Raw genomic sequence first — 23,435 nt, forward strand, 5'->3', positions numbered from 1 at the left:
GGTCACGGGAGCGGCGGGATCGATCAGCGCGGCTGCTGCTGCAGCGAGTCGCGGATCTGGCGCAGCAGGAGCACTTCCTCGCTCGGCTCCGGCGGCGCGGCCTGGGCTTCCTCTTCCTGCTTGCGGCGGCGGGCCAGGCGGTTGAGGCCCTTGACCAGCATGAAGATGGCGAACGCCACGATCAGGAACTGGATCACGGTGTTGAGGAACTCGCCGTAGCCGATGACCACGGCCGGGATCTCGCTGCCGTCGGCGGCCACGCGCGCGGGCGACAGGGTCCAGGCAAGGTCGGAGAAGTCGACATTGCCGATCAGCCAGCCCAGCGGAGGCATGATGATCTTGTCCACCAGTGCGCTGACGATCTTGCCGAACGCGCCGCCGATCACCACGCCCACGGCGAGGTCGATCACGTTGCCGCGCATGGCGAATTCCTTGAACTCGCTGATCATGCCCATCTTGAATCCTCCAGTTGTTCCAGTTGTTTCAGTTGTTCCAGGTGCACGCGGCACGTGCGCGGAAGCGTAACCCCCGCGGGCCGCGCGCGGTGATCAGCCGGCGACGTGGCCGTGCAGGGTGGCGATGCCTTCGAGGCTGGCGACGAAGCGGTCGCCCGGCTGCAGCGCGGCCACGCCGGCCGGGGTGCCCATGAACACCAGGTCGCCCGCACGCAGCGCGTACAGCTTCGAAAGCTCGTGCAGGATCTCCGCCACGTCCCAGATCAGGTCCGACAGCGGCGCGCGCTGGCGCACCTGGCCGTTGACCTGCAGCTCGAGCACGCGGCCGTCGAGGCTGCCGGCCTCGGCGACCGGGACCAGCCCGGCGACCGGCGCGGAATGGTCGAAGCCCTTGGCGATGTCCCAGGGCAGGCCCTTGGCCTTGGCCGCGGCCTGCAGGTCGCGCCGGGTCAGGTCCAGGCCGACGCTGTAGCCGTATACCAGGGCCTTCGCGTCCTCGACCGCCAGTACGCCGGCCGGCGCGTCGCGGCCGATCGCCACCACCAGCTCGACCTCGTGGTGCAGGTCGGAGGTGGCCGGCGGGTAGGGCACGGCTTCGCCGGTGACGATGGCATCGGCCGGCTTCATGAAGAACACGGGAGTGCCGCGCTCGGCTTTCGAGGCGGGGGCGGTGGCGCCCATCTCGCGGGCGTGGTCGGCGAAGTTGCGGCCGACGCAATAGATGCGGTGGACCGGGAAGGTGCCGCCGCCGCGCACGGCCAGTCGCGGCACGGCCGGTGCGGGGATCACGTCGTGGTTGTCGGCGACCATGCTGCGGCCCGTATGCATGAGGGCCGCACAGTCTAGCGGCGCAGGCGCACCGCGGTCAGCGGGGCAGGGCCTGGCGGCGCAGCACCCGGTACTCGGCGTCCATCACCGTGCCGCGGGCGGACGCCCGCTGGGCGCGACCGCGCATCAGCTTCCACGCCAGGCCCACGGTCAGCATCGCCGCGCCCACGAACACGCTGAAGAACACCAGCAGCGCCAGCAGGCCGAGGCCGACCAGGCCCAGGGCCACGCGCAGCAGCGGGTGCCGCGGCTTGCGGGGCTGGAACAGGTCGCGCAGGCGTGCGCTGTCGAAGCGGAAGGAGCGTTGGTGCATTTCGGTGCCGTGCCAGAATGGCGGGTGGCCGGCAGTATCGGTGTGATATCCGCGCGAGGTGTGATGAATCCGTTAAACCATGAACCGCTGCTCAGTCTTGATTCGCTCGCGGATGGCGCGCTGGGCGAGGCCCAGGCCGTGATCGACGGCGAGCCCGAGTCGCTGGTCCTGCACCGCGCCGGCGACACCGTGCGCGCCTGGCTCAACGTCTGTCCACACGCCGGCCGGCGACTGGACTGGGCCCCCGGGCAGTTCCTCAAGAGCCGGGAAGGCCAGCTGGTGTGCGCCGCGCATGGCGCATCGTTCGAACTGGAAGGCGGCAGCTGCGTGGCCGGCCCGTGCCGCGGCGACACCCTGCGCGCCGTTGCGGTGGAAGTGCGCGACGGCCAGGTCTGGCTGGCCTGAGCACGGCCGCGGGCCTCAGCGGCCCCAGAACATCAGGTTGACCATGGTCACCGCGATCAGCGCGTACAGCAGCGACAGCGGTCCGCCCACGCGCCAGAGCTGGCGCGAGCTGTAGCCGGCCGGGCCGGTGATCATCGAGATCACCGGGTTGGACGCGGTCATGAAGTTGTTGGATGCCGACAGCGCGGTGACCAGGGCGAACGCGGTCGGGTCGCCGCCCACCGCCAGCGCCAGGTTGATCGCGATCGGCACCATCACGATGGTCGCGCCGACGTGGCTGATCACCAGCGAGAAGCCTGTGGTCAGCAGCGCCACCACGATCTGCAGCACCCAGGGCGGAGTGCCCTCCGGCAGGCGGTCCAGGGTGTTGCCCGCCACCCACGCCGCCGCGCCGCTGCTGTCCATCGCCCAGCCCAGCGGGATCAGGCAGGCGGTGAGGAACACGGTCTTCCAGTTGATGGCCGCGTAGGCCTCGTCCATCTTCAGCACGCCGGCCAGCAGCATGCCGGCCACGCCGGTCATCAGGATCAGCGACACCGGCAGCCGCGCGAACAGGGCCACGGCGATCGTGAAGGCGAAGATCGCCATGGCGATCTTGAACTTGTGCGGACGCTGCTCGCCCTTGGGGTAGTCGGTGACCACGGCGAAGTCGCGGCTGCGCGCGGCCTGGGCCAGGTCCTGCCAGATGCTGTGGAACACCAGCATGTCGCCGGCGCGCAGCGCCACCGAGCGCACGTCCTCGCGGATCACCTGCTTGTCGCGGTTGATCGCCAGCAGGCTGATGCCCAGGCGCTGGCGCAGGCGCATCTCGCGCGCGCTCTTGCCGATGAAGGTCGAGGTGGGCGGCACCACCGCCTCGGAAATGCCGGCACGGGCCGGGTTGAACAGGTCGCCGAGGGCGCGCAGGCGCGAGGACATGCGCAGGAAATGGTTCTGGGCGAAGTCGGCCACTTCCTCGCGGCGGCCCATCACGCCCAGCACGCTGCCGACCCAGATGCGCATGTCCGCCGGCGGCGCCAGGCGGGTGTCGTTGCCGGTCTTGAGCGCGAGCAGCATCGGCGCGTCGCGCAGGGTCTCGGCCTCGCCCAGGGTCATGCCGACCAGCGGGCTCTCGGCGGTGACGGTCAGCTCGTAGACGTCGCCGTCCAGGCCATAGGTGCGGGCGAAATAGCCCTCGGTGCTGGCCGGGGTCGCGTTCTCGCCCCCGCTGTCGCCGTCGGCCAGCTTGCGGTTGCCGTGGAAGCGGAAGTACAGCAGCGAGGCCACCAGCAGGGCCAGGCCCACCGGTGCCGGCGCGAACATCGGCAGCGGCTCCAGGGTGGCCATGCCCGAGGGCAGGTTGTTGTTGGCCGAGACCAGCAGGTCGTTGAGCAGGATCAGCGGCGAGTTGCCGACCATGGTCAGCGCCGCGCCGGTGACGATCGCCGCGGCGATCGGCAGCAGCAGCCGCGACAGCGCCAGGCCGCTGCGGGTGGACAGGCGCGAGGCCACCGGCAGGTACAGCGCCATCACCGACGGGTTCTGCATGAACGAGGAATTGAGGCCGGCGATGGCGGTGGTCATCAGCAGCAGCCGCTGCTCGACGCCTTGTCCGCGCCGCAGCAGCCAGCCGGCCAGGCGGTTGAGCGCGCCGGTACGGTCCAGGCCCGCGCCCAGGATCATGGTGGCCATGATGCTGATGACAGCGTTGCCGGAGAAGCCGCTGAAGATCTCCTCCGGCGCCACCAGGCCGGTGACGCCCAGCACCACCAGCACCACCAGCGCGACCAGGTCGGCGCGGATGCGCTCGAACAGGAACATCGCCATGGTGAAGGCCACCAGGCCCAGCACCAGGCGCATGTCGTTGGTCAGGGTCAGGCCGTATTCCATGGCGCCCCGTTCCTCAGCGTCCGCCCGTGGCGGGACGGCGGCCGTGGCCGCATGCTGGATGCACGACGGCGGCCACGGACGGGGTCATCGCTGCGACGGCTCCGGCAGCGGTGCGTCGACGCGGTCGTACAGCAGGTCCCACACCCCATGGCCCAGCTTCAGGCCGCGGCGCTCGAAGTGGGTTTCCGGACGCCACTCCGGGCGCTGCACGTGGCCGCGCGGGCCGGCGCGGTTGGCCAGGCCGGCGGTTTCCTCGAGCACGTCCCACATGTGCTCGGCGTACGGCTCCCAGTCGGTGGCCAGGTGCAGGCGGCCGCCGATGCGCAGCTTGCGCACCAGCAGGGCGGCGAACTCCGGCTGCACCAGGCGGCGCTTGTTGTGGCGCTTCTTGTGCCAGGGATCGGGGAAGTAGATCCGGATCTCGTCCAGGACGCCGTCGGCGACCTCGTTGCGCAGCACTTCCACCGCGTCGTGGTGGTAGAGGCGCACGTGGTCGCTGCCATCGGCGGCCAGCGCGTTGAGCAGGCGGCCCACGCCGGGGGCGTGGACTTCCAGGCCGATGTAGTTGCGCGACGGATCCTGTTGCGCGGCGAAGCGCAGCGCTTCGCCATTGCCGAAGCCGATCTCCAGCACCAGCGGCGCGGTGCGGCCGAAGGCGGCGGCGTAGTCGCGGACCTGGCCGCTGTAGTCCAGGCCGAAGCGCGGCCAGGCCTCGTCGAACGCGCGCTGCTGGGCCGGGGTGAACCGGCCCTGGCGCAGGACGAAGCTGCGGATCTCGCGCCGGCCTTCGCTGGCGGTGTAGGGCTTGGGCGGGGCCTTGGCACCCTCGCTGGTGAACGGGTCCGTCATCGTCAGCCGATCAGTCCGTCCACCGGGGAGGAAGCGCTGGCGTAGCGCTTGCGCGGGATGCGGCCGGCACGGAACGCGTCGCGCCCGGCCTCCACTGCCTTGCGCATGGCGCTGGCCATCAGCACCGGATCCTTGGCGCCGGCGATGGCGGTGTTCATCAGCACGCCGTCGCAGCCCAGCTCCATGGCGATGGCCGCGTCGGACGCGGTGCCCACGCCGGCGTCGACGATGATCGGCACCTTGGCGTTGTCGATGATCTCCAGCAGGGTGTAGCGGTTCTGGATGCCCAGGCCCGAACCAATGGGCGCCGCCAGCGGCATCACCGCGCAGCAGCCGATCTGCTCCAGCTGGCGGGCCAGGATCGGGTCGTCGGAGGTGTAGACCATCACGTCGAAACCGTCGGCCACCAGCAGCTCGGCGGCCTTGAGGGTCTGGACCACGTCCGGGTACAGGGTGCGCTGGTCGCCCAGCACCTCGAGCTTGACCAGGTTGTGGCCGTCCAGCAGCTCGCGCGCGAGCCTGCAGGTGCGCACCGCGTCCTCGGCGGTGTAGCAGCCGGCGGTGTTGGGCAGGATGGTGTAGCGCTCCGGCGGCAGCACGTCGAGCAGGTTGGGCTCGCCCGGGTTCTGGCCGATGTTGGTGCGGCGGATGGCGACGGTGACGATCTGGGCACCGGCGGCCTCGGTGGCACGACGGGTCTCGTCGAGATCCTTGAACTTGCCGGTGCCGGTCAGCAGGCGCGAATGGAAGGTCCGGCCGGCGATGACCAGCGGATCGGAAGCAGGGACGTTATTCATCGGCCGATTATGGCCCGCGGCGCGTGCAGGCGGAACCGGCGCGATGCCCGGCGCTCAGCCGCCGCCCAGGGCGTGGACCACCTCGACCCGGTCGCCGTTGGCCAGCGGGTGGGTGGGATGGCTGCCGCGCGGCACGATTTCGCCGTTGACCTCGACCGCGACCCGGCGCCCGGCCAGGCCCTCGGCGTCCAGCAGGGAGGCGATGGTGGTTCCGGCCGCGACGGTGCGCGGCTCTCCATTGAGCACGATTTCCATGGCCGTGATTGTGGCATTCCGCCGCGCCTGCCGCACCGCAGCGTGGAGCCGGCGCGCGCATGGCCGATCATTGCGGGGATCGTTACCGTTTCAACCAACCATCCCGCCGCTCGCCACGACCGGCACCAAGGAGTTCCGCATGTCCACCCGTCCCCTGCGCAAGCTGCTGCCGCTGGCTCTCGCCCTGGCCGTCGCCCCGGCCGCCGCCGGCGAGTACAGCCGCACCGTGTTCTTCGGCGACAGCCTGACCGACTCGGGCCACTTCCGCAGCCAGATCCCCGCATCGGCGCGGCCGTTCACCGGCAAGTTCACCACCAACCCGGCGCTGGTCTGGTCCGAGTACCTGGCCCGCTACTACGGCACCGACGCGACCACCGCGGTCGAGGGCGGCGACAACTACGCCCAGGGCGGCTCGCGCGCCGCGGTGCCCAATGGCCCGGCCGACAGCACCCTGACCCAGGTCAACGCCTACCTCGCCGCCAGCGGCGGCCGTGCCGACGCTGACGCCCTGTACACCGTGTGGACCGGCGCCAACGACCTGTTCGCGATCGCTTCCGGCGCCCCGGTCGAGTCGACCATCGCCACTGCGATCGGCGGCACCGTGCAGGCGGTGGGCGCGCTGGACGCGGCCGGCGCCCGCTACATCCTGGTGCCGAGCCTGCCCGACATGGGCATGACCCCCGACGCGATCGCCGCCGGCCCCATCGGCCAGGCCACGCTGACCGCGCTGGCCACCAACTACAACCAGGCCCTGTACGGCGCCCTGGGCCAGGCCGGCTACAAGGTGATCCCGCTGGATACCTTCAGCCTGCTGCGCGAGATCGCCGCCAGTCCGTCCACCTACGGCTTCACCAACGTCACCGGCACCGCCTGCCAGCCGCCGGGCGCCAGCTCGCTGACCTGCACCCCGGCCTCCTACGTGTCGCCGGATGCCGGCCAGACCTACCTGTTCGCCGATGGCGTGCATCCGTCCGGCGCCGCCCACGAGATGCTGGGCCAGTACGCGCTGTCGGTGCTGGAAGGCCCGCGCCTGGCCGCGGTCATCCCGTATTCGGCCACGGTCACCGGCCGCAGCCGCGCCGACCAGGTCGCTACCCACGTCCGCGGCCAGGCCCCGGCCGGCACCCGCTGGTGGGGCGGCCTGCGCGCCGACCACCAGCGCTACGGCCATGGCGAGCTGTACGACGGCATCGCCCCGGCCGCGCTGTTCGGCATGGACTGGTCCAACGGCAACGGCCTGGTCGCCGGCGGCTTCGCCGCCTACGGCCGCATGGATGCCGACTTCGGCGGCGACCGCGGCGGCTTCACCCAGGCCGACACCACCCTCGGCGCCTTCGCCGGCTGGTACGGCGAGCGCGCCTGGGTCAACGGCCAGGTCAGCTACACCCGCCTGGACGTGGACGTGGACCGCGAGGTCCGCATCGGCCCGGCGGTGCGCCGCCACTCCGGCTCGGCCGACGGCGACGCGACCGCGGTCGGCCTGTCGAGCGGCTACCAGTTCGGCAACGGCGCGCTGCGCCACGGCCCGGTGGCCTCGCTGCTGTGGCAGCAGGTCGAGCTGGACGGCTGGACCGAGGGCAACGCCTCCTCCAGCGCGCTGATCCTGCCGGACCAGTCGCGCGACTCGCTGGTCGGCAGCCTGGGCTGGCAGCTCAGCTATGACGCCGGCGGCTTCGCCCCGTACGCGCGCGCCACCTGGGACCGCGAGTTCGAGGACGAGGCCGGGCAGGCCACCGCGCGCCTGCAGAGCCTGCCGGGCATGTCCTACGCGGTGCCCGGCCTGGGCATGGACGACAGCTACGGCACCGTCGTCCTGGGTGCACGCTTCGACCTGTTCGGGCTCAAGGCCGACCTCGGTGCGCGCAGCACCTTCGAGCGCAGCGGCGGCAGCGATGCCGGCCTGTTCCTGGGCCTCGGCGGCAGCTTCTGAGGCCCGTGCGCGGCGGGCACGGGCGTTGCGCCGGTGCCCGCCTGCCGCATAGACTTCGGCCCGTGCGGGTGTAGTTCAATGGTAGAACTGCAGCTTCCCAAGCTGCTAACGTGGGTTCGATTCCCATCACCCGCTCCAACTTCCCGGGACGCCGCGATGACCGCGGCGTCTTGCGTTTCCGGGCGACGCACAAGGGCCGCGCGCGATGAAACTGGCGATCCTTTCCCGCAACGGTTCGCTGTATTCGACCCGGCGCCTGGTCGAGGCCGCGCGTACCCGCGGCCACACCGTCCGGGTGCTCGATCCGTTGCGCTGCTACATGCGCATCGCCCCCGGCGGCTTCGCCATGCGCTACAAGGGCAGGCCGGTGTCCGGCTACGACGCGGTGATCCCGCGCATCGGCACCTCGGTCACCCGCTATGCCACGGCAGTGCTGCGCCAGTTCGAGCTGATGGGCAGCTGGACCCCCAATCCCTCCGACGCGATCCTGCGTTCGCGCGACAAGCTGCGAGCGCACCAGCTGCTGGCGGCGCAGGGCATCGACCTGCCGACCACCGTGTTCGGCGACAGCCCCGACGACACCGACGACCTGCTCTCGCTGCTCGGTCCGCCGCCGCACGTGGTCAAGCTCAACGAGGGCACCCAGGGCGCCGGCGTGGTCCTGACCGAGAAGGCCTCGGCCTCGCGCGCCACGGTCGAGGCGCTGCGCGGGCTGTACGCCAACTTCCTGGTGCAGGAGTTCGTGGCCGAGGCCTTGGGCGCCGACCTGCGCTGCTTCGTGGTCGGCGACCGGGTGGTGGCGGCGATGCGCCGCCAGGCCGCCGAAGGCGAGTTCCGCTCCAACCTGCACCGCGGCGGCCAGGCCAGCCCGGCCGAGGCCAGCGCCCGGGAACAGGAGGTGGCGGTGCGTTCGGCCCAGGCCCTCGGCCTGGAGGTCGCCGGCGTGGACCTGATCGCCTCCGGACGTGGCCCGCTGGTGCTGGAGGTCAACTCGACCCCGGGGCTGGAAGGCATCGAGAGCGCGAGCGGGGTGGACGTGGCCGGCGCCATCATCGAGCACATGGCGACCCGGGTTCGGTCGCGGAATCAATGAGTTACGCGAGTCCCGGCGGTTTTAACAGCGGTTTAATCGGGCCCGCCGTAGTCTCGCCCGGACCGCAGCTCCACACGCCATCGGCCGGGTCCTCGTCCGGCAGTGGCCAGGGAATACGGTAATCGGGGCACTTCTTTGGCCCAGGCGGTCCTCCAGCCTGGGCTTTTTTGTGTCGGCGTTCGCGTCGACCATGTTTGCTCCGTCACGCGGCCGTCGGCAGAATCCGGACGACCGCGGCCGTCACGGCGCACCGCCAGCCAGAGGTAACTCGTGAAGAAAGCCTTTCTGTTCCCGCTCCTGGGCTTGGCCCTGGCGGCGGACCCGCTGGTCGACGTCAACCGCCCGTTCGAGGAGCAGCGCAGCACCATCCTCGCCCAACTCAACGACGGCACTACCTACTCGGAGATCAGCGCCGACGACCGCCGCCGCGTGGTCAGTTCGCTCAATCGCATCTCCGGGCTGCTCGACAACCGCGAGGCTTCGGAACTGCCGGAGGCGACGCGGGTCGAAGTCTTCAACGAACAGGAGCTGGTGAACGCGCTGCTGGCCGGCGCCCGCGAGGACAGCCGCCTGGTTTGCAAGCGCGAGAAGAAGACCGGTTCCAACCGCCCGACCAACAACTGCATGACCGTGGCCGAACGCCGCCGCGCGCAGGAGGAGTCGCAGGCCGAGATGCAGAAGCTGCTCCGCCGCCCCATATCCCCCTAAGCTGGAGTTCCAAGTGCGCATCCTCGTCATCGAAGACAACAGCGACATCGCCGCAAACCTCGGCGACTACCTCGAGGACCGTGGCCATACGGTCGATTTCGCCGCCGATGGCGTGACCGGCCTGCACCTGGCCGTGGTCCACGACTTCGATGCCATCGTGCTGGACCTGAACCTGCCGGGCATGGACGGCATCGAGGTCTGCCGCAAGCTGCGCAACGAAGCGCGCAAGCAGACCCCGGTGCTGATGCTCACCGCCCGCGACAGCCTGGAGAACAAGCTCGCCGGCTTCGACTCCGGCGCCGACGACTACCTGATCAAGCCGTTCGCGCTGCAGGAGGTCGAGGTCCGGCTCAATGCCCTGGCCCGCCGTGGCAAGGGCGTGCAGACCCGGGTCCTCAACACCGGCGACCTCGAATACAACCTGGACACCCTGGAGGTGCGGCGCGAGGGCCGGCTGCTGCAGCTCAACCCGACCGCGCTGAAGATCCTGCAGGCGCTGATGGAGGCCTCGCCGGCGGTGGTCACCCGCCAGGAACTGGAAACGCGGGTGTGGGGCGAGGAACTGCCCGATTCGGATTCCCTGCGGGTGCACATCCACGGGCTGAGGGCGGTGGTGGACAAGCCGTTCGCCACCCCCTACATCCAGACGCGACATGGCATCGGTTACCGCATCGCAGCCCCCGAAGGTGGCAACTGACCCCACGCCGGCGGAAAGCCCCCAGGGCCGCCGCCGGCCGCGTCGCTTCCGGCGGCGCCTGCGCACCCGCATCATCCTCTCGTTCCTGCTGCTGGGCACCGGCCTGACGGCACTGTTCGCGTTCCTCACCGACTACGCGCGCCAGCGCGTGGAGAGCCAGCTGGTCGAGGACGTGATGAACCGCAACATCAACGAGTACGCGCGCAGGTTCTACGTCGACCCGACCCGCAACCCGGACCTGCCGGTGCAGCAGATGTACGGGCGGGTGGTGAAGCGCGAGGACTTCGAACAGCTGCGCCAGGACGAACCGGACTGGTACGAGCTGCCCGACGGGATCCACAACATCGTCGGCAGCGACGAGGATGGCGAGCCGTTCGCCTACAAGCTGGCGGTGCGCAAGACCCCGGACGAGTGGTTCTTCCTCGCCTACGACATGACCCAGGCGCTGCGCGGCGAAGCCCAGCTCAAGCGCGCGCTGTTCGCCTCGCTGCTGCTGTTCAGCGGGCTTTCGCTGCTGATCGGCTGGTGGTCGGCATCGCGGGTCATGCGCCCGGTGACCGAGCTGGCCGCACGCCTGCGCGCCTACCGCGGCAGCAGCCAGCCGAAGCGGCTGGCCGGGCATTTCCCGGAGGACGAGGTCGGCCAGCTGGCCGAGGCGCTGGACGACTACGCCACGCGCCTGACCGAGGTCGTGCAGCGCGACCGCGAGTTCAACGCCGACGTCAGCCACGAACTGCGCACCCCGCTGGCGGTGATCAAGGGCGCGGTCGAGCTGCTGCTCTCGCGCCAGGACCTGGACGAGCGCACCCGTGCGCGCCTGCTGCGCATCCAGCGTGCCGAGCAGCAGTGCAGCGACCTGATCGGCTCGCTGCTGCTGCTGTCGCGCAACGAGCGCGGCCAGGGCCGCAGCGACGTGGCCGTGGTCGCCGAGCAGCTGCTGGAATCGCACCGCGCCCAGCTCGGCGGCAAGTCCCTGGAGCTGCACCTGCAGGGCGAGGAGGGCGGGCTGGTGGTCGAGGCCCCGGAGGCCGCGCTGTCGGTGGCGCTGGGCAACCTGATCGGCAACGCGGTCAAGTACACGCCGTCCGGCGAGGTGGTGGTGAAGCTGGGCGACGACGCGGTCCAGGTGATCGATACCGGCCCGGGCCTCAGCCCCGAGGATGCGCACGGCCTGTTCCGTCGCGGCTACCGCGGCACCCATGCAGGGCATTCGCAGGGCGCGGGCATCGGCCTGTCCATCGTCAGCCGCCTGTGCGAGCTGTACGGCTGGGAGGTCAGCGTGCGTCCGCGCGAGGACGGCCAGACCGGCGTGGTCGCGACCCTGGCCTTCGGCGGGGGTGGCCGGCGCTGAGCGCCGCGCCGGCTAGAACCTCAGCCAGAGGCAGCCGTAGCGGCGTTCCATCCCGAACACGGTACGCGCCGGAGTAGCCGAGCCGGGCAGGGTCTGCTCGACCCGCAGCCCGACCGTGCGTGGCGGCGGTGGGGCCTCAGGCGCCAGCGAGGCCACGGTCACCGCTTCCTCCTGGGCCAGTAACGGTCCATCGTCTGGCGTCCCGGCTCCGGCACTGCTGTCCGCCGGCGCCACGCGGATCCAGTCGGGCAGCCAGCGCGAGGCCTCGGGCTGCGGGGGCTCGCCGGTTTCGGCCAGCAGCGGCTCGGGCACCGGTTCGACCGCCGGCACGGGCGGTGCCGGCGCGACCTCGGCCAGTACCGGGGCGATGTCGACCAGCGGGCGCGCGGCCAGCTGCTCCAGCCGCCCCAGCACCTTGCTGGCCGAAGTGCCGGAAACGCCGCTCCAGTCGTACATGCTGGCCAGGCGGTTGCTGTCGCGGGCGATCAGGGCCCGGCCGAGCTCGCTGGCCAGCTGGGTTGGCGTGCGCGGGCAGCCACCCGGTGACGGTCCGCGTGGGGACGCGACCGCGCCGGTGATGTTCATCGGCGCGGCGCTGTAGGCCTGCGCTCCTTCCGGCACCCGTTCCACCGCGCCCAGGTCGCTGCAGCGCTGATCGGTGAACACGCTGCGCCCGGCCGCGTCGGTGCAGCGGCGCACGCCCTGCGCCGAGGCCGGCGCCGGATCGCACAGCGGCAACAGGGCCAGGGCAATGCAGGGCAGGAGCAGGGTTCGCCGGGACATGCGGCGAGCCTATCCGGGGTGCCCGTGTACGGGAAGCGACGGCCGTTCAGGCCAGCCGCTGCAGCACCGCTTCGGTCGGCCGGGCCAGGTTGAGCGTGTAGAAATGCAGCCCTGGCGCGCCGCCGGCGACCAGCTGCCGGCACAGGTCGGCGACCACGTCGGCGCCGAACTCGCGCACCGCCACGGCGTCGTCGCCGAAGGCCTGCATCCTCTTGGTGATCCAGCGCGGGATCTCCGCGCCGCAGGCCTCGGAGAAGCGCCGCAGCTGGGTGAAGTTGGAGATCGGCATGATGCCCGGGACGATCGGCACCTCCACGCCCAGCCGGCGCGCGTCGTCGACGAAGCGGAAGTAGGCGTCGGCGTTGTAGAAGTACTGGGTGATCGCGGCATCGGCGCCGGCATCGACCTTGGCCTTGAAGTGGCGCAGGTCGGCCAGCGCGTCCTCGGCCTGGGGATGGGTTTCCGGATAGGCCGCCACCTCGATGCGGAAGCGGTCGCCATGCTCGGCGCGGATCAGCTCGACCAGTTCGGCGGCATAGCGCAGGTCGCCGGGATGGCCCATGCCCGAAGGCAGGTCGCCGCGCAGGGCGACGATCCGGCGGCAGCCGATCGCGCGGTAAAGCTTGAGCAGCTCGCGGATCTCCTCGCGGTTGCCGCCCACGCAGGACAGGTGCGGCGCTGCGTCGAAGCCGTGGTGCTGGTTGAGGTGGCGGACCGTCTCGGCGGTGTAGCTGAGGGTGGAGCCACCGGCGCCGAAGGTGCAGGACACGTACTCGGGCGAGCGCGTCGCCAGTCGCGCGGCGGCGCGGTCCAGCTGCGCGCGCTGTTCGTCGGTCTTGGGTGGATAGAACTCGAAACTGATCGGCGTCATCGCGGCATTTCCGTGGGGCACCGCAATCATATCTCTTTATCGCGATGGATGGGTAGAGCCGTGATTGGTGATTGGGGAGCCACGGCGGGCCCCGGCGCATGCACCCGCTTTTTCGAATCACCAATCACCAATCACGAATGACGAATCACCAATCACGGCCCAAAATGAGCCATGCGCATCGTCATGACCCCCTTCGCCCGTACCCGCCTGTTCCCGCGCCAGCCGCGTGGCAACACCATCCGTGACTGCACTGCCGAGGAATTCGAGCGCTACCTCAACGCGCACGCGCCGCTGAAGGTGATCGACGGCTACGCGCCGTTCTGCAAGCTGCACGTGCACCGCAACTGGACCAGCACCCGCTGCCTGACGGTGCCGGTCACCGACGGGAACCGGCACCTGCTGCGCTCGGCCTACGAGGCCCGCAGCCGCGAGGAGCTGCCGGTGCTGGTGCGCTGGTTCGAGGGGGTGGAACCGCCGGTGGCCAACTACCTGGTGCCGATCCTGTACAGCGCCGAACAGCTGGCGAAGGAAGGCAGCCCGATCGAGGGCGACTGGGGCATCGTCGGCTGCCTCTATACCCAGGAGCCGGAGGAGATCCCGATGGCGCCGATCACCATGATGCGCAACGCCCTGGGGGTGGAGGAGGGCGGCTCCGGTGTTCCGCTGGACCGCGAGGCCTACCGCCGCGCCGTGGAGTTCTGGGAGAACAACGCCAACTGGCGGCCCTGACCGGGTGCAGGGGGGCCGGTCTCCAATCCGGGCTCAGGATTGGCCGCGCGCGGCCGATCTAACGGTGCCAGCCCTGCGGACTGGTGGCCCGGGCGTGCCCCGGACCGGCGTGACCACTCCCACGGCCGACCCAGCGCAATGAGCATCTTCCCGATCATCCTGATGACTGTCCTCGCCGTGTGGGCCCTGTGCGCCACCGTGCTGGCGGTCGTCTCCGCCCGGCGCCTGCGGCGCGAGCAGGAGGCGCACGGGGTGGCCCAGGACCGGATGGACCGCTACCGCGCCGCGCTGCGCCGGAGCGAGGAGAAGGCCAGCGCCGTGGCCCTGCAGTTCGAGGCCCTGCAGCGCGAGTACGTCGCCCTGCGCCGCTCCCAGGAGGAGAGCGAGGCCGAGCCATCGGAGCGGCCGGTGCCGACGGTGATGATCGACTGCCTGGACATCTCCGGGGAGATCGGCACCCTGTTCGAGCACGTGGCCCGGGTGGCCACCGCGATCCGCGACTACAGCGCCTATACCCGCGGCCACTACGGCCCCGAGCACAGCAAGGCGCGCTACGACCTGCTGTGGCTGTCCGACTGCCTGCACACCTTAGACCGCGTCGGCAAGGCGCTGGCCGCCGGCAGCCAGCGCTCGCTGGCGTCGGCCTGCCAGGAGCTGCTGCAGATGTACGACGCCTACCTCACCGACGGTTCCGGCTACGACAGCCGCGACACCTTCCGCCGCCTGTCCGAGCGGGTACCGCTGCGCGCGGTGTCCGACGCGATCCGCTCGATCGCGATGAAAACCGCCGTGCCGCCGGCCTCCACCTCCGAGATGCCTGCGCCGGCCACCATTCCGCCGGTGTCCGCGCCCGTGACCGGACCGCCGCCGACCACCGGGCAGCGTTCCATGCCCGGCTCGGCACTCGCGCAGCAGGCCTGAGGCTTCGCGGCGCTGGAACCAGAACGGGCGCCTCGCGGCGCCCGTTCCTTGTCGCAGCCTTGTCCGGGGACGCGGCTCAGTAGCGGTAGTGCTCCGGCTTGAACGGGCCGTCGACCGGCACGCCCAGGTAGTCGGCCTGGCCCTGGGTCAGCTTAGTCAGCTTCACGCCGATCTTCTCCAGATGCAGGCGCGCGACTTCCTCGTCCAGCTTCTTCGGCAGGCGGTAGACCACCTTCTCGTACTTGCCCTTGTTCTCCCACAGGTCGATCTGGGCCAGGGTCTGGTTGGAGAACGAGTTGGACATCACGAAGCTCGGGTGGCCGGTGGCGCAGCCCAGGTTCACCAGGCGGCCTTCGGCCAGCAGGAAGATGCTGTTGCCCGAGGGGAAGGTGAACTTGTCCACCTGCGGCTTGATGTTGGTCTTCGCCGCGCCGGAAGCGTACAGCGCATCGACCTGGATCTCGTTGTCGAAGTGGCCGATGTTGCAGACGATGGCCTGGTCCTTCATCGCCTGCATGTGCTCGAGGGTGATGATGTCGCGGTTGCCGGTGGTGGTGACGTAGATGTCGGCCTGGCCGAGGGTGTCCTCGACGGTGGCGACCTCGAAGCCTTCCATCGCCGCCTGCAGCGCGCAGATCGGATCGATCTCGGTGACGATCACGCGGGCGCCATAGGCGCGCAGCGAGTGCGCCGAACCCTTGCCCACGTCGCCATAGCCGCAGACCACGGCGACCTTGCCGGCCAGCATCACGTCCATCGCGCGCTTGAGGCCGTCGGCCAGCGACTCGCGGCAGCCGTACAGGTTGTCGAACTTGCTCTTGGTGACCGAGTCGTTGACGTTGATCGCCGGCACCAGCAGCTTGCCGGCCTCGGCCAGCTGGTACAGGCGGTGCACGCCGGTGGTGGTCTCCTCGGAGACGCCCTTCCAGTCGGCGACCACGCGGGTCCAGTAGCCCGGGCGCTCGACGGCGACGCGCTTGAGCAGGTCCTTGATCACCTGCTCCTCGTGCGAGCCGGAGGGCGAATTCACCCAGCTTTCGTCGCCCTGCTCGAGCTCATAGCCCTTGTGGATCAGCAGGGTGACGTCGCCGCCGTCGTCCACCACCAGCTCCGGGCCGGTCAGGGTGCCGTCGGGCAGGGTGAAGGTCAGCGCGTCGAGGGTGCAGTCCCAGTACTCCTCCAGGGTCTCGCCCTTCCAGGCGAAGACCGGGGTGCCGGTGGCGGCGATCGCGGCGGCGGCGTGGTCCTGGGTGGAGAAGATGTTGCACGAGGCCCAGCGCACGTCGGCGCCGATGTCCTTGAGGGTCTCGATCAGCACCGCGGTCTGGATGGTCATGTGCAGCGAGCCGGTCACGCGCACGCCCTTGAGCGGCTGCGCGGCGGCGTACTTGCGGCGGATCGACATCAGGCCCGGCATCTCGTGCTCGGCGATGTCGATCTCCTTGCGGCCCCAGTCGGCCAGGGAGATGTCGGCGACCTTGTACGGCGCGGTGGCGGGGGAGGTCTGTGCTACGGCGTTCATTGCAATGCTCCGGAGGAGGGGGGAATCCCCAGTGGTCCGGGCGCCGTTGTCGCGGTGAAGCGCGTCGAGCCTGGCCAGGATCCCGGCCCGCAGGGCGGGCGGTGGCGGAGTGTCCGCGCATTCCATGGTCGCAGCGCCCCTCGACGGCGCCGGCGCATTATATCGGGCCGTCCGGATCGGGGGATGAACCGGCCACGCGGCCGCCGAGAGGCCGGACCGGGACTTGTGTCATTGGCGCCAGGCGCGCGCAGCTGCTATCAGGGAAGGCTGCCTCACCTGGGGAACCCCCGATGTCCTTACGCTCCACCGCCAGCCATGCCTGGCTCCCGCGCCTCGGCCGCCGTGCCGGCCGCTCCCTGCTATTCGCCGCGACCCTGCTGGTGCCGTCGCTGGCGCTTGCCCAGGCGCAGCCCGCCGGCGAATCCGGCTACCGCACCCCGGTGGCCGAACTGCAGGCCATCGTCGACGCGCCGCGCGCGCCGCAGCTGACCCTGGGGCCGAAGCGCGACATCGCCGCGATGGTCCAGGTGCCCGACCTGCCGGGCATCGACGTGGTCGCGCAGCCTGAGCTCAAGCTCGGTGGCCTGCGCATCCATCCGCAGGTGCATGCGCGCAGCGTGTTCTCCCTCGGCTCCGACCTGTGGCTGGTCGACGTGGCCAGCGGTGCCGAGCGCCGCATCGCCGGCCTGCCGCAGCCGTTGGGCCTGGCCGGACTGGCCTGGTCGCCCGACCAGCGCTGGCTGGCCTTCAACCGCCTGGACCGCGCCAGCGGCGCCAACGAGCTGTGGCTGGTCGATACCGCCGTGGCGAAGGCCAGGCGCGTGGCCAGCGGCCTGAACACCATCGGCGGGCGCGGCTATGCCTGGCTGCCGGGCAGCCGTGGCCTGCTGGTGCACCTGCGCAGCCCCAAGGCGCGCCCGCTGCCGCCGGCCGACGGCGTGCCGACCGGCCCGGCGATCCAGGAGACCCAGGCCGGTGCCGGCGTGCGTTCGGTCCGCACCTACCAGGACCTGCTGCGCAACGAGGCCGACGCCCAGACCCTGGAGCACTACCTCCTGTCGCAGCTGGCGAGGGTTGATGTCGCTGGCAAGGTCACGCCGCTCGGCGCGCCGGGCCTGTACACCTCCGCCTCGGCCTCGCCGGATGGCCAGTACCTGCTGGTGCGCCGCGTCGAGCGCCCGTTCTCCTACCTGGTCCCGGTGGGCAGCTTCCCGCAGGTGGTCGAGGTGCTTGATGCCCGCGACGGCAAGCCGGTGCATACCGTTGCCCGCCTGCCGCTGGTGGAAGGCCTGCCGACTGGAAACGATGCCGTGCGTACCGGCGTGCGTTCGGTGCACTGGCGTGCCGACGCCCCGGCGACCCTGGCCTGGGTCGAGGCCCAGGACGGTGGCGACCCCGCGCGCGAGGCCGCGGTGCGCGACACCGTGTTCGTGCAGCCGGCGCCGTTCGACGCCGCGCCGGTGAAGCTGGCCGACCTGGCCATGCGCCTGGCCGACATCACCTGGGGCCGTGGCGACCTGGCCGTGCTCGACGAGTACTGGTGGAAGACCCGCCAGCTGCGCACCTGGCGCCTGTTCCCGGACCAGCCGGGCAGGGCGCCGGAGCTGATGTTCGAGCGTTCCTTCGAGGACCGCTACGCCGACCCCGGCCAGCCCTCGACCCTGACCGATCCGGACAGCGGCCACCAGCGCCTGCGCACCAGCGCCGACGGCGGCAGCCTGTTCCTGCTCGGCGACGGCGCCTCGCCCGAGGGCGACCGTCCGTTCGTGGACCGCTACGAACTGGCCACCGGCAAGCGCGAGCGACTCTTCCACTCGCAGGCTCCGTACTACGAGGCCCCGTACGCGGTGCTGGACGACACCGGCACGCGCCTGCTGCTGACCCGCGAATCGCCGCGTGAACCGGCCAACTACTACGTGCGCGACGCCTCCGCCGCCGAGCCGCTGCGCGCGCTGACTGCGTTCCCGCATCCGACCCCGCAGCTGCGCGACATCAGCAAGGAGCAGATCCGCTACCGCCGTGCCGATGGCGTGGAGCTGACCGGCACCCTGTACCTGCCGGCCGGTTACGACGCCCGGCGCGACGGTCCGCTGCCGGTGCTGATGTGGGCCTATCCGCAGGAGTTCAAGTCCGCGCAGGCCGCCAGCCAGGTCACCGATTCGCCGTACCGCTTCAACCGGGTCAGCTATTGGGGCCCGCTGCCGTTCCTGGCGCGCGGCTTCGCGGTGCTGGACGATCCGTCCATGCCGATCGTCGGCGAGGGCGATGCCGAGCCGAACGACACCTACGTCGAGCAGCTGACCGCCAGCGCCCGGGCGGCGATCGACGAGCTGGCCCGCCGCGGCGTGGGTGATCCGTCGCGGGTCGCGGTCGGTGGCCATTCCTACGGCGCGTTCATGACCGCCAACCTGCTCGCGCATACCCGCCTGTTCAAGGCCGGCATCGCCCGTAGCGGCGCCTACAACCGCAGCCTGACCCCGTTCGGCTTCCAGTCCGAGGAGCGCAACTACTGGCAGGCGCAGGAGACCTACCAGGCGATGTCGCCGTTCGACCACGCCGACCGGATCAAGGATCCGCTGCTGCTGATCCACGGCGAGCAGGACAACAACTCCGGCACCTTCCCGATCCAGAGCGAGCGCATGTTCGCCGCGATCAAGGGCCTGGGCGGAACCGCGCGCCTGGTGATGCTGCCGAACGAGTCGCACGGCTACCGCGCCCGCGAGTCGATCCTGCACATGCTGGCCGAGAGCGACGACTGGCTGCAGAAGTACGTGCGCCAGCCGCAGCCGCAGCCGGAGGCGGCCGGCGGGCGTTGAGCGTGAAGAAGCGGCCGGCCAGGCGCCGGCCGCTTTGTTTCCGATACTGCTGAAACTTTTGCGGCATCGCACAACACCCGGCTAAGCTGCCGGGTCGCTGGTCAAAGCAGAGCCGTGCGCGTGTCGATGAACGCTCCCCGCAACCTCGAGTTCGCTCCACCGGATCTTCCCCTGCGCGATGACGTGCGCCGCCTCGGCGCGCTGGTCGGCGACATGCTCGCCGAGCAGGAGTCGCCCGCGTTCCTCGAGGAGGTGGAGCAGGTCCGCACCACCGCGATCGCGCGGCGCCAGAATGGCAGCGACATCCAGTCGCTGGCGCAGCTGCTGGACGGACTGGAGCCGGCGCATGCGCAGGCGCTGGTGCGTGCGTTCAGCACCTACTTCCAGGTGGTGAACATCGCCGAGCGCGTGCACCGCATCCGTCGCCGCCGCGACTACCAGCGCACCGGTGGCGACACCCCGCAGCCGGACAGCCTGCACGATGCCCTGCGCCGGCTGCGCAAGGCCGGCGTCGAGCCGACCGAGCTGCTCGAGTGGCTGGAGCGGGTCGATATCGAGCCGGTGTTCACCGCGCATCCGACCGAGGCGGTGCGCCGCGCGCTGCTGGAGAAGGAACAGATCATGGTCGCCGCCCTGGTCGACGACCTCGACGGCACCCGCACCCCGGGCGAACGCGCCGCCGACCTGGCGCGCTTCCGCATGGCCCTGACCTCGACCTGGCAGACCGCCGACTCCTCCCCGGTGCGCCCGACCGTGGACGACGAGCGCGAGCATGTCGGCTTCTACCTGACCGAAGTGCTGTACCGGATCATGCCGGCGTTCTACGAGACGCTGGAGCATGCGCTGGGCGAGAGCTTCGGCATCGCCAGCGAACTGCCGCGCCTGCTGCGCTTCGGCACCTGGGTCGGCGGCGACATGGACGGCAATCCCAACGTCGACGCCACCACCATCCGCAACACGCTCGACGCGCAGCGCCGCGCGATCCTCGGCAAGTACGCGGCCGAGCTGCAGCAGCTGGCCAGCGTGCTGACCCAGAGCACCGGCGTGGCCGGGGTCGACGAGGCGGTGTTCGAGCGGCTGGAGCAGTACCGCGCGCTGCTGCCGCAGGCCGCGGCCAGCAGCCGCCCACGGCATGCCGACATGCCGTACCGCCTGCTGCTGGAACTGATGCGCGCGCGCCTGCTGGCGACGCTCGAGGACCAGGCGGTCGGCTACGGCTCGCCGGACGAGTTCGCCCAGGACCTGGACCTGGTCCGCAAGAGCCTGGAGCACAACCGCGGCGTGCACGCCGGCTGGTTCTCGGTGCGGCGCCTGGTGTGGCGCCTGCGCACGTTCGGCTTCCACCTGGCGCGGCTGGACGTGCGCCAGGAGTCCACCGTGCATGCGCGCGCGATCGCCGCGGCGCTGGGCGACGAGCAGTGGGAAGGCCGCGATCCGGTCGAGCAGGCCGGCATCCTCGCCGGCCACGCCGGCGAGGGCGAGCCGCTGCCGCAGGCCGGCGACGAAGGCAACAAGCGCCTGGACGCCGTGTTCCAGGCCCTCGGCGATGCCCGCCGCCGCCACGGTGCCGATGCGCTGGGTGCGTACATCATCAGCATGGCGCGCAGCCGCGCCGACGTGCTCGCGGTGCTGGCCCTGGCCCGCCGCGGTGGACTGGTCGACGAGGCCGGGCGCGTGCCGCTGGACATCGCACCGCTGTTCGAGACCGTGGACGACCTGCACCACGGCCCGGATACCCTGCGCGACCTGTTCGCCGATCCGGTCTACCGCGAACACCTGCAGGCGCGTGGCAACGTGCAGATGGTGATGCTCGGCTATTCGGACAGCGGCAAGGACGGTGGCATCGCCGCCTCGCGCTGGAGCCTGCAGCGCGCCCAGGTCGAGCTGCTGCAGGTGGCCGAGGAGCACGGCATCCGCCTGACCTTCTTCCACGGCCGCGGTGGTTCGCTCAGCCGCGGCGGCAGCAAGACCACCCGCGCCGTCGATGCATCGCCGCGCGGCAGCGTCGACGGCCGCCTGCGCGTGACCGAGCAGGGCGAGGCGATCCACCGCAAGTTCGGCATCCGCGCCCTGGCCCTGCGTTCGCTGGAGCAGACCACCGGCGCGGTGCTGGTCTCCAGCATCCGCCCACGTCCGCCGGAGCCGCGCGAGGCGCGCTGGCGCGAGGTGATGGATACGGTGGCCGAGGCCAGCAGCGTGGCCTACCGGGCCCTGGTCGGTGCGCCGCGCTTCATGGACTACTTCCGCAGCGCGACCCCGATCGACGTGATCGAGCGCATGACCCTCGGCTCGCGGCCCTCGCGCCGGCTGGGCCAGGACGCTGCGCTGTCCAACCTGCGCGCGATCCCATGGGTGTTCGCCTGGAGCCAGGCGCGCGCGGTGATCCCGGGCTGGTATGGCGTCGGCAGCGGCCTGCAGGCCGCCGCCGAGCAGCACGGCGAAGAGGTGCTGCGGGAGATGGCGGCGGACTGGCCGTTCTTCCGCACCTTCCTCGACGACCTGGCCATGGTCCTGGCCAAGGGCGACATGGGCATCGCCGAGATGTTCTCGCGCCTGTCCGGCGACGAACTGCACGGCGAGTTCTTCCCGCGGATCAGCGACGAGCACGCGCATACCCGGCAGTGGCTGCTGCGCCTCAACGGCCACGAGTTCCTGCTCCAGCACGACCAGCGGCTGGCCCTGTCGATCCGCCTGCGCAACCCGTACGTGGACCCGATCAGCGTGCTCCAGGCCGACCTGCTGCGGCGCTGGCGCGCCAGCGGCCGCGAGGACGACGACCTGCTGCGCGCGCTGGTGGCGAGCGTCAACGGCGTTTCCCAGGGCGTGCAGAACACCGGCTGAGGCCAGGGCGCCCGGCAGCGTCCGGGTGGCCCCTTGAAAGCCTGGTCGCCGGCCCTATCTGCCCGCTGCGGCGGCGTCCACGGCCGGCCGCGGAGACACCCTCCCATCGTCCACCCGTGGGTTTTCCGGGCCGGTCGACGATGCTGGCCGTGAGTCCCTTTGCGTTGCCCGCGTCCTCCCGGGTCGCGGGCGTGGCCCGTGGCTTGCCGCCGGCGACCGCAACGAGGAGGAGCACGAATGAACGCCACAACGTCGATCACCTGCCACCATGCCCGCGGGCGCTCGGCCCGCGGCCGGGACATCCGGCGCTGCTGAGGGTGCCGGCATGCGCATCGCCCATATCGCCCCCCTGTACGAAGCCGTGCCGCCGCGCCTGTATGGCGGCACCGAACGCATCGTCGCCTACCTGGCCGACGCCCAGGTAGACCTCGGCCACGAGGTGACGGTGTTCGCCAGCGGCGACAGCCGCACCCGCGCACGCCTGGTGCCGGCGCGCGGGCAGGCCCTGCGCCTGGATCCGCAGCCGCTGAAGTCCGACGTCGCCGCGCACCTGGCCATGCTGCACGAGGTGCGGCGCCGCGCCGGCGAGTTCGACGTGCTGCATTTCCACGTCGACCTGCTGCACTTCCCGATGTTCGAGGAGCTGGCCGGGCGCACCCTGACCACCCTGCACGGACGCCTGGACCTGGCCGGCCTGGCCGAGGCCTACCGGCTGTGGCCGCGCTACCCGCTGGTGTCGATCTCGGCCCAGCAGCGCCAGCCGCTGCGCTTCGCCAACTGGATCGGCACCGTGCACCACGGCCTGCCCGCCGACCTGCTGCAGCCGCCGGAGTCGCCGCGTGGCGACTACCTCGCGTTCCTGGGACGGATCTCCCCGGAGAAGCGCCCGGATCGCGCCATCGACATCGCCGTTCGCGCCGGGGTGCCGCTGCGCATGGCCGCCAAGGTCGACGCCGCCGACGCGGTGTACTTCCATGACTGCATCGAGCCGATGCTGGACGCGTCGGGCGTGGAGTTCATCGGCGAGATCGACGATGCACGCAAGCCGGGCTTCCTCGGCCACGCCGCCGCGCTGCTGTTCCCGATCGACTGGCCCGAGCCGTTTGGCCTGGTGATGATCGAGGCCATGGCCTGTGGCACGCCGGTGATCGCCTGGGACAACGGTTCGGTGCGCGAGGTGGTGGAGGATGGCGTGACCGGCTTCATCGTCGGGTCGATGGACGAGGCGGTGGCGGCGGTCGAGCGCTTGCCGGAACTGGACCGCGCGACGATCCGCCGGGTGTTCGAACGCCGCTTCTCGTCCACGGTGATGGCCCGCGGCTACCTCGACCTGTACCGCCGCCTGGTGGCGCCGGAGGCAGGCGCGGCCAACGATGGCGACGCGTTCCAGCGCAGGGCCTGA

At 71.0% G+C, this 23,435-nt stretch carries 21 protein-coding genes and 1 tRNA gene; 12 read left to right on the plus strand and 10 right to left on the minus strand.

Annotation, left to right across the window (positions count from 1 at the left end; all coding sequences use genetic code 11):
• Positions 1-23: 23 nt before the first annotated feature.
• The 3 genes from mscL to PSESU_RS02380 form a co-directional block, all read right to left on the minus strand.
• Complete coding sequence (mscL, locus tag PSESU_RS02370; protein ID WP_013534166.1) at positions 24-455, minus strand: large-conductance mechanosensitive channel protein MscL; 432 nt, start codon at positions 453-455, stop codon at positions 24-26.
• 93 nt (positions 456-548) lie between these two features.
• A complete protein-coding gene (locus tag PSESU_RS02375) occupies positions 549-1,283 on the minus strand; it encodes a fumarylacetoacetate hydrolase family protein (RefSeq protein WP_013534167.1) in 735 nt (244 codons plus the stop codon).
• 37 nt (positions 1,284-1,320) lie between these two features.
• Entirely contained in the window at positions 1,321-1,596 is a 276-nt protein-coding gene (locus PSESU_RS02380; RefSeq protein ID WP_013534168.1) for a hypothetical protein, read from the minus strand.
• 63 nt (positions 1,597-1,659) lie between these two features.
• Here PSESU_RS02380 and PSESU_RS02385 point away from each other — a divergent pair, with 63 nt between their 5' ends.
• Entirely contained in the window at positions 1,660-2,001 is a 342-nt protein-coding gene (locus tag PSESU_RS02385) for a Rieske (2Fe-2S) protein (protein WP_013534169.1), read from the plus strand.
• Between the two features lie 15 nt (positions 2,002-2,016).
• Here the strand turns inward: PSESU_RS02385 and PSESU_RS02390 are convergent, their stop codons facing one another.
• The 4 genes from PSESU_RS02390 to thiS all read right to left on the minus strand — a co-directional run bounded on the left by PSESU_RS02390 (position 2,017) and on the right by thiS (position 5,771).
• Complete coding sequence (locus tag PSESU_RS02390) at positions 2,017-3,870, minus strand: SLC13 family permease (protein WP_013534170.1); 1,854 nt, start codon at positions 3,868-3,870, stop codon at positions 2,017-2,019.
• 84 nt (positions 3,871-3,954) lie between these two features.
• On the minus strand, positions 3,955-4,719 hold the full coding sequence (gene trmB, locus PSESU_RS02395; protein ID WP_013534171.1) for a tRNA (guanosine(46)-N7)-methyltransferase TrmB: 765 nt from the start codon (positions 4,717-4,719) through the stop codon (positions 3,955-3,957).
• A gap of 2 nt (positions 4,720-4,721) precedes the next feature.
• A complete protein-coding gene (locus PSESU_RS02400; RefSeq protein ID WP_013534172.1) occupies positions 4,722-5,516 on the minus strand; it encodes a thiazole synthase in 795 nt (264 codons plus the stop codon).
• 54 nt (positions 5,517-5,570) lie between these two features.
• Positions 5,571-5,771 carry a sulfur carrier protein ThiS gene (gene thiS / locus PSESU_RS02405; protein WP_013534173.1) on the minus strand — a complete coding sequence of 67 codons (201 nt, stop codon included), beginning with the start codon at positions 5,769-5,771 and terminating at the stop codon, positions 5,571-5,573.
• 139 nt (positions 5,772-5,910) lie between these two features.
• Here thiS and PSESU_RS02410 point away from each other — a divergent pair, with 139 nt between their 5' ends.
• The 6 genes from PSESU_RS02410 (at position 5,911) to PSESU_RS02435 (ending at position 11,550) form a co-directional block, all read left to right on the plus strand.
• Positions 5,911-7,701, plus strand: a complete 1,791-nt coding sequence (locus PSESU_RS02410; protein ID WP_013534174.1) for an autotransporter domain-containing esterase — start codon at positions 5,911-5,913, stop codon at positions 7,699-7,701.
• Between the two features lie 64 nt (positions 7,702-7,765).
• Positions 7,766-7,839 (plus strand) — tRNA-Gly (locus PSESU_RS02415).
• A 67-nt stretch (positions 7,840-7,906) separates the two neighbouring features.
• Positions 7,907-8,794 carry a 30S ribosomal protein S6--L-glutamate ligase gene (gene rimK, locus PSESU_RS02420; protein ID WP_013534175.1) on the plus strand — a complete coding sequence of 296 codons (888 nt, stop codon included), beginning with the start codon at positions 7,907-7,909 and terminating at the stop codon, positions 8,792-8,794.
• A gap of 270 nt (positions 8,795-9,064) precedes the next feature.
• A complete protein-coding gene (locus PSESU_RS02425) occupies positions 9,065-9,502 on the plus strand; it encodes a hypothetical protein (protein WP_013534176.1) in 438 nt (145 codons plus the stop codon).
• Positions 9,503-9,515: 13 nt separating this feature from the next.
• Positions 9,516-10,199 carry a response regulator transcription factor gene (locus tag PSESU_RS02430; protein WP_013534177.1) on the plus strand — a complete coding sequence of 228 codons (684 nt, stop codon included), beginning with the start codon at positions 9,516-9,518 and terminating at the stop codon, positions 10,197-10,199.
• The gene (locus PSESU_RS02435) at positions 10,156-11,550 is read left to right on the plus strand and encodes a HAMP domain-containing sensor histidine kinase (protein ID WP_013534178.1); all 1,395 of its coding nucleotides are present in this window, start codon (positions 10,156-10,158) and stop codon (positions 11,548-11,550) included. The genes PSESU_RS02430 and PSESU_RS02435 overlap by 44 nt, the downstream gene beginning before the upstream one ends.
• Positions 11,551-11,562: 12 nt before the next feature.
• Here PSESU_RS02435 and PSESU_RS02440 read toward each other — a convergent pair whose 3' ends face one another.
• A complete protein-coding gene (locus PSESU_RS02440) occupies positions 11,563-12,333 on the minus strand; it encodes a hypothetical protein (RefSeq protein WP_013534179.1) in 771 nt (256 codons plus the stop codon).
• A 46-nt stretch (positions 12,334-12,379) separates the two neighbouring features.
• The gene (metF, locus tag PSESU_RS02445) at positions 12,380-13,204 is read right to left on the minus strand and encodes a methylenetetrahydrofolate reductase [NAD(P)H] (protein ID WP_013534180.1); all 825 of its coding nucleotides are present in this window, start codon (positions 13,202-13,204) and stop codon (positions 12,380-12,382) included.
• Positions 13,205-13,375: 171 nt separating this feature from the next.
• On the opposite strand from metF, the gene PSESU_RS02450 reads away from it, so the two are divergent.
• Positions 13,376-13,933 (plus strand): DUF3228 family protein, encoded by a 558-nt coding sequence (locus PSESU_RS02450; RefSeq protein ID WP_041763780.1) that lies wholly within the window; start codon positions 13,376-13,378, stop codon positions 13,931-13,933.
• A 138-nt stretch (positions 13,934-14,071) separates the two neighbouring features.
• Positions 14,072-14,854, plus strand: a complete 783-nt coding sequence (locus tag PSESU_RS02455) for a hypothetical protein (protein WP_013534182.1) — start codon at positions 14,072-14,074, stop codon at positions 14,852-14,854.
• A gap of 76 nt (positions 14,855-14,930) precedes the next feature.
• Here the strand turns inward: PSESU_RS02455 and ahcY are convergent, their stop codons facing one another.
• Positions 14,931-16,376 (minus strand): adenosylhomocysteinase, encoded by a 1,446-nt coding sequence (gene ahcY / locus PSESU_RS02460; protein WP_013534183.1) that lies wholly within the window; start codon positions 16,374-16,376, stop codon positions 14,931-14,933.
• 290 nt (positions 16,377-16,666) lie between these two features.
• On the opposite strand from ahcY, the gene PSESU_RS02465 reads away from it, so the two are divergent.
• The 3 genes from PSESU_RS02465 to PSESU_RS02475 all read left to right on the plus strand — a co-directional run bounded on the left by PSESU_RS02465 (position 16,667) and on the right by PSESU_RS02475 (position 23,435).
• A complete protein-coding gene (locus tag PSESU_RS02465; RefSeq protein ID WP_013534184.1) occupies positions 16,667-19,192 on the plus strand; it encodes an alpha/beta hydrolase family protein in 2,526 nt (841 codons plus the stop codon).
• A 126-nt stretch (positions 19,193-19,318) separates the two neighbouring features.
• Positions 19,319-22,033, plus strand: coding sequence for a phosphoenolpyruvate carboxylase (gene ppc / locus PSESU_RS02470; protein ID WP_013534185.1), 2,715 nt, complete (start codon positions 19,319-19,321; stop codon positions 22,031-22,033).
• 325 nt (positions 22,034-22,358) lie between these two features.
• The gene (locus PSESU_RS02475; RefSeq protein ID WP_013534186.1) at positions 22,359-23,435 is read left to right on the plus strand and encodes a glycosyltransferase family 4 protein; all 1,077 of its coding nucleotides are present in this window, start codon (positions 22,359-22,361) and stop codon (positions 23,433-23,435) included.

The sequence above is a fragment of the Pseudoxanthomonas suwonensis 11-1 genome (genome assembly GCF_000185965.1).
GTDB classification, from domain to species: domain Bacteria; phylum Pseudomonadota; class Gammaproteobacteria; order Xanthomonadales; family Xanthomonadaceae; genus Pseudoxanthomonas; species Pseudoxanthomonas suwonensis_A.

Coding starts and splice junctions, on each gene's coding strand:
- PSESU_RS02400 (WP_013534172.1), bottom strand. CDS start 5,516: ATGAATAACGTCCCTGCTTCCGATCCGCTGGTCATCGCCGGCCGGACC.
- trmB (WP_013534171.1), bottom strand. CDS start 4,719: ATGACGGACCCGTTCACCAGCGAGGGTGCCAAGGCCCCGCCCAAGCCC.
- PSESU_RS02440 (WP_013534179.1), bottom strand. CDS start 12,333: ATGTCCCGGCGAACCCTGCTCCTGCCCTGCATTGCCCTGGCCCTGTTG.
- PSESU_RS02375 (WP_013534167.1), bottom strand. CDS start 1,283: ATGCATACGGGCCGCAGCATGGTCGCCGACAACCACGACGTGATCCCC.
- PSESU_RS02465 (WP_013534184.1), top strand. CDS start 16,667: ATGTCCTTACGCTCCACCGCCAGCCATGCCTGGCTCCCGCGCCTCGGC.
- PSESU_RS02385 (WP_013534169.1), top strand. CDS start 1,660: ATGAATCCGTTAAACCATGAACCGCTGCTCAGTCTTGATTCGCTCGCG.
- PSESU_RS02410 (WP_013534174.1), top strand. CDS start 5,911: ATGTCCACCCGTCCCCTGCGCAAGCTGCTGCCGCTGGCTCTCGCCCTG.
- mscL (WP_013534166.1), bottom strand. CDS start 455: ATGGGCATGATCAGCGAGTTCAAGGAATTCGCCATGCGCGGCAACGTG.
- ppc (WP_013534185.1), top strand. CDS start 19,319: ATGAACGCTCCCCGCAACCTCGAGTTCGCTCCACCGGATCTTCCCCTG.
- PSESU_RS02390 (WP_013534170.1), bottom strand. CDS start 3,870: ATGGAATACGGCCTGACCCTGACCAACGACATGCGCCTGGTGCTGGGC.
- PSESU_RS02450 (WP_041763780.1), top strand. CDS start 13,376: ATGCGCATCGTCATGACCCCCTTCGCCCGTACCCGCCTGTTCCCGCGC.
- metF (WP_013534180.1), bottom strand. CDS start 13,204: ATGACGCCGATCAGTTTCGAGTTCTATCCACCCAAGACCGACGAACAG.
- rimK (WP_013534175.1), top strand. CDS start 7,907: ATGAAACTGGCGATCCTTTCCCGCAACGGTTCGCTGTATTCGACCCGG.
- PSESU_RS02435 (WP_013534178.1), top strand. CDS start 10,156: ATGGCATCGGTTACCGCATCGCAGCCCCCGAAGGTGGCAACTGACCCC.
- PSESU_RS02475 (WP_013534186.1), top strand. CDS start 22,359: ATGCGCATCGCCCATATCGCCCCCCTGTACGAAGCCGTGCCGCCGCGC.
- thiS (WP_013534173.1), bottom strand. CDS start 5,771: ATGGAAATCGTGCTCAATGGAGAGCCGCGCACCGTCGCGGCCGGAACC.
- PSESU_RS02380 (WP_013534168.1), bottom strand. CDS start 1,596: ATGCACCAACGCTCCTTCCGCTTCGACAGCGCACGCCTGCGCGACCTG.
- ahcY (WP_013534183.1), bottom strand. CDS start 16,376: ATGAACGCCGTAGCACAGACCTCCCCCGCCACCGCGCCGTACAAGGTC.
- PSESU_RS02455 (WP_013534182.1), top strand. CDS start 14,072: ATGAGCATCTTCCCGATCATCCTGATGACTGTCCTCGCCGTGTGGGCC.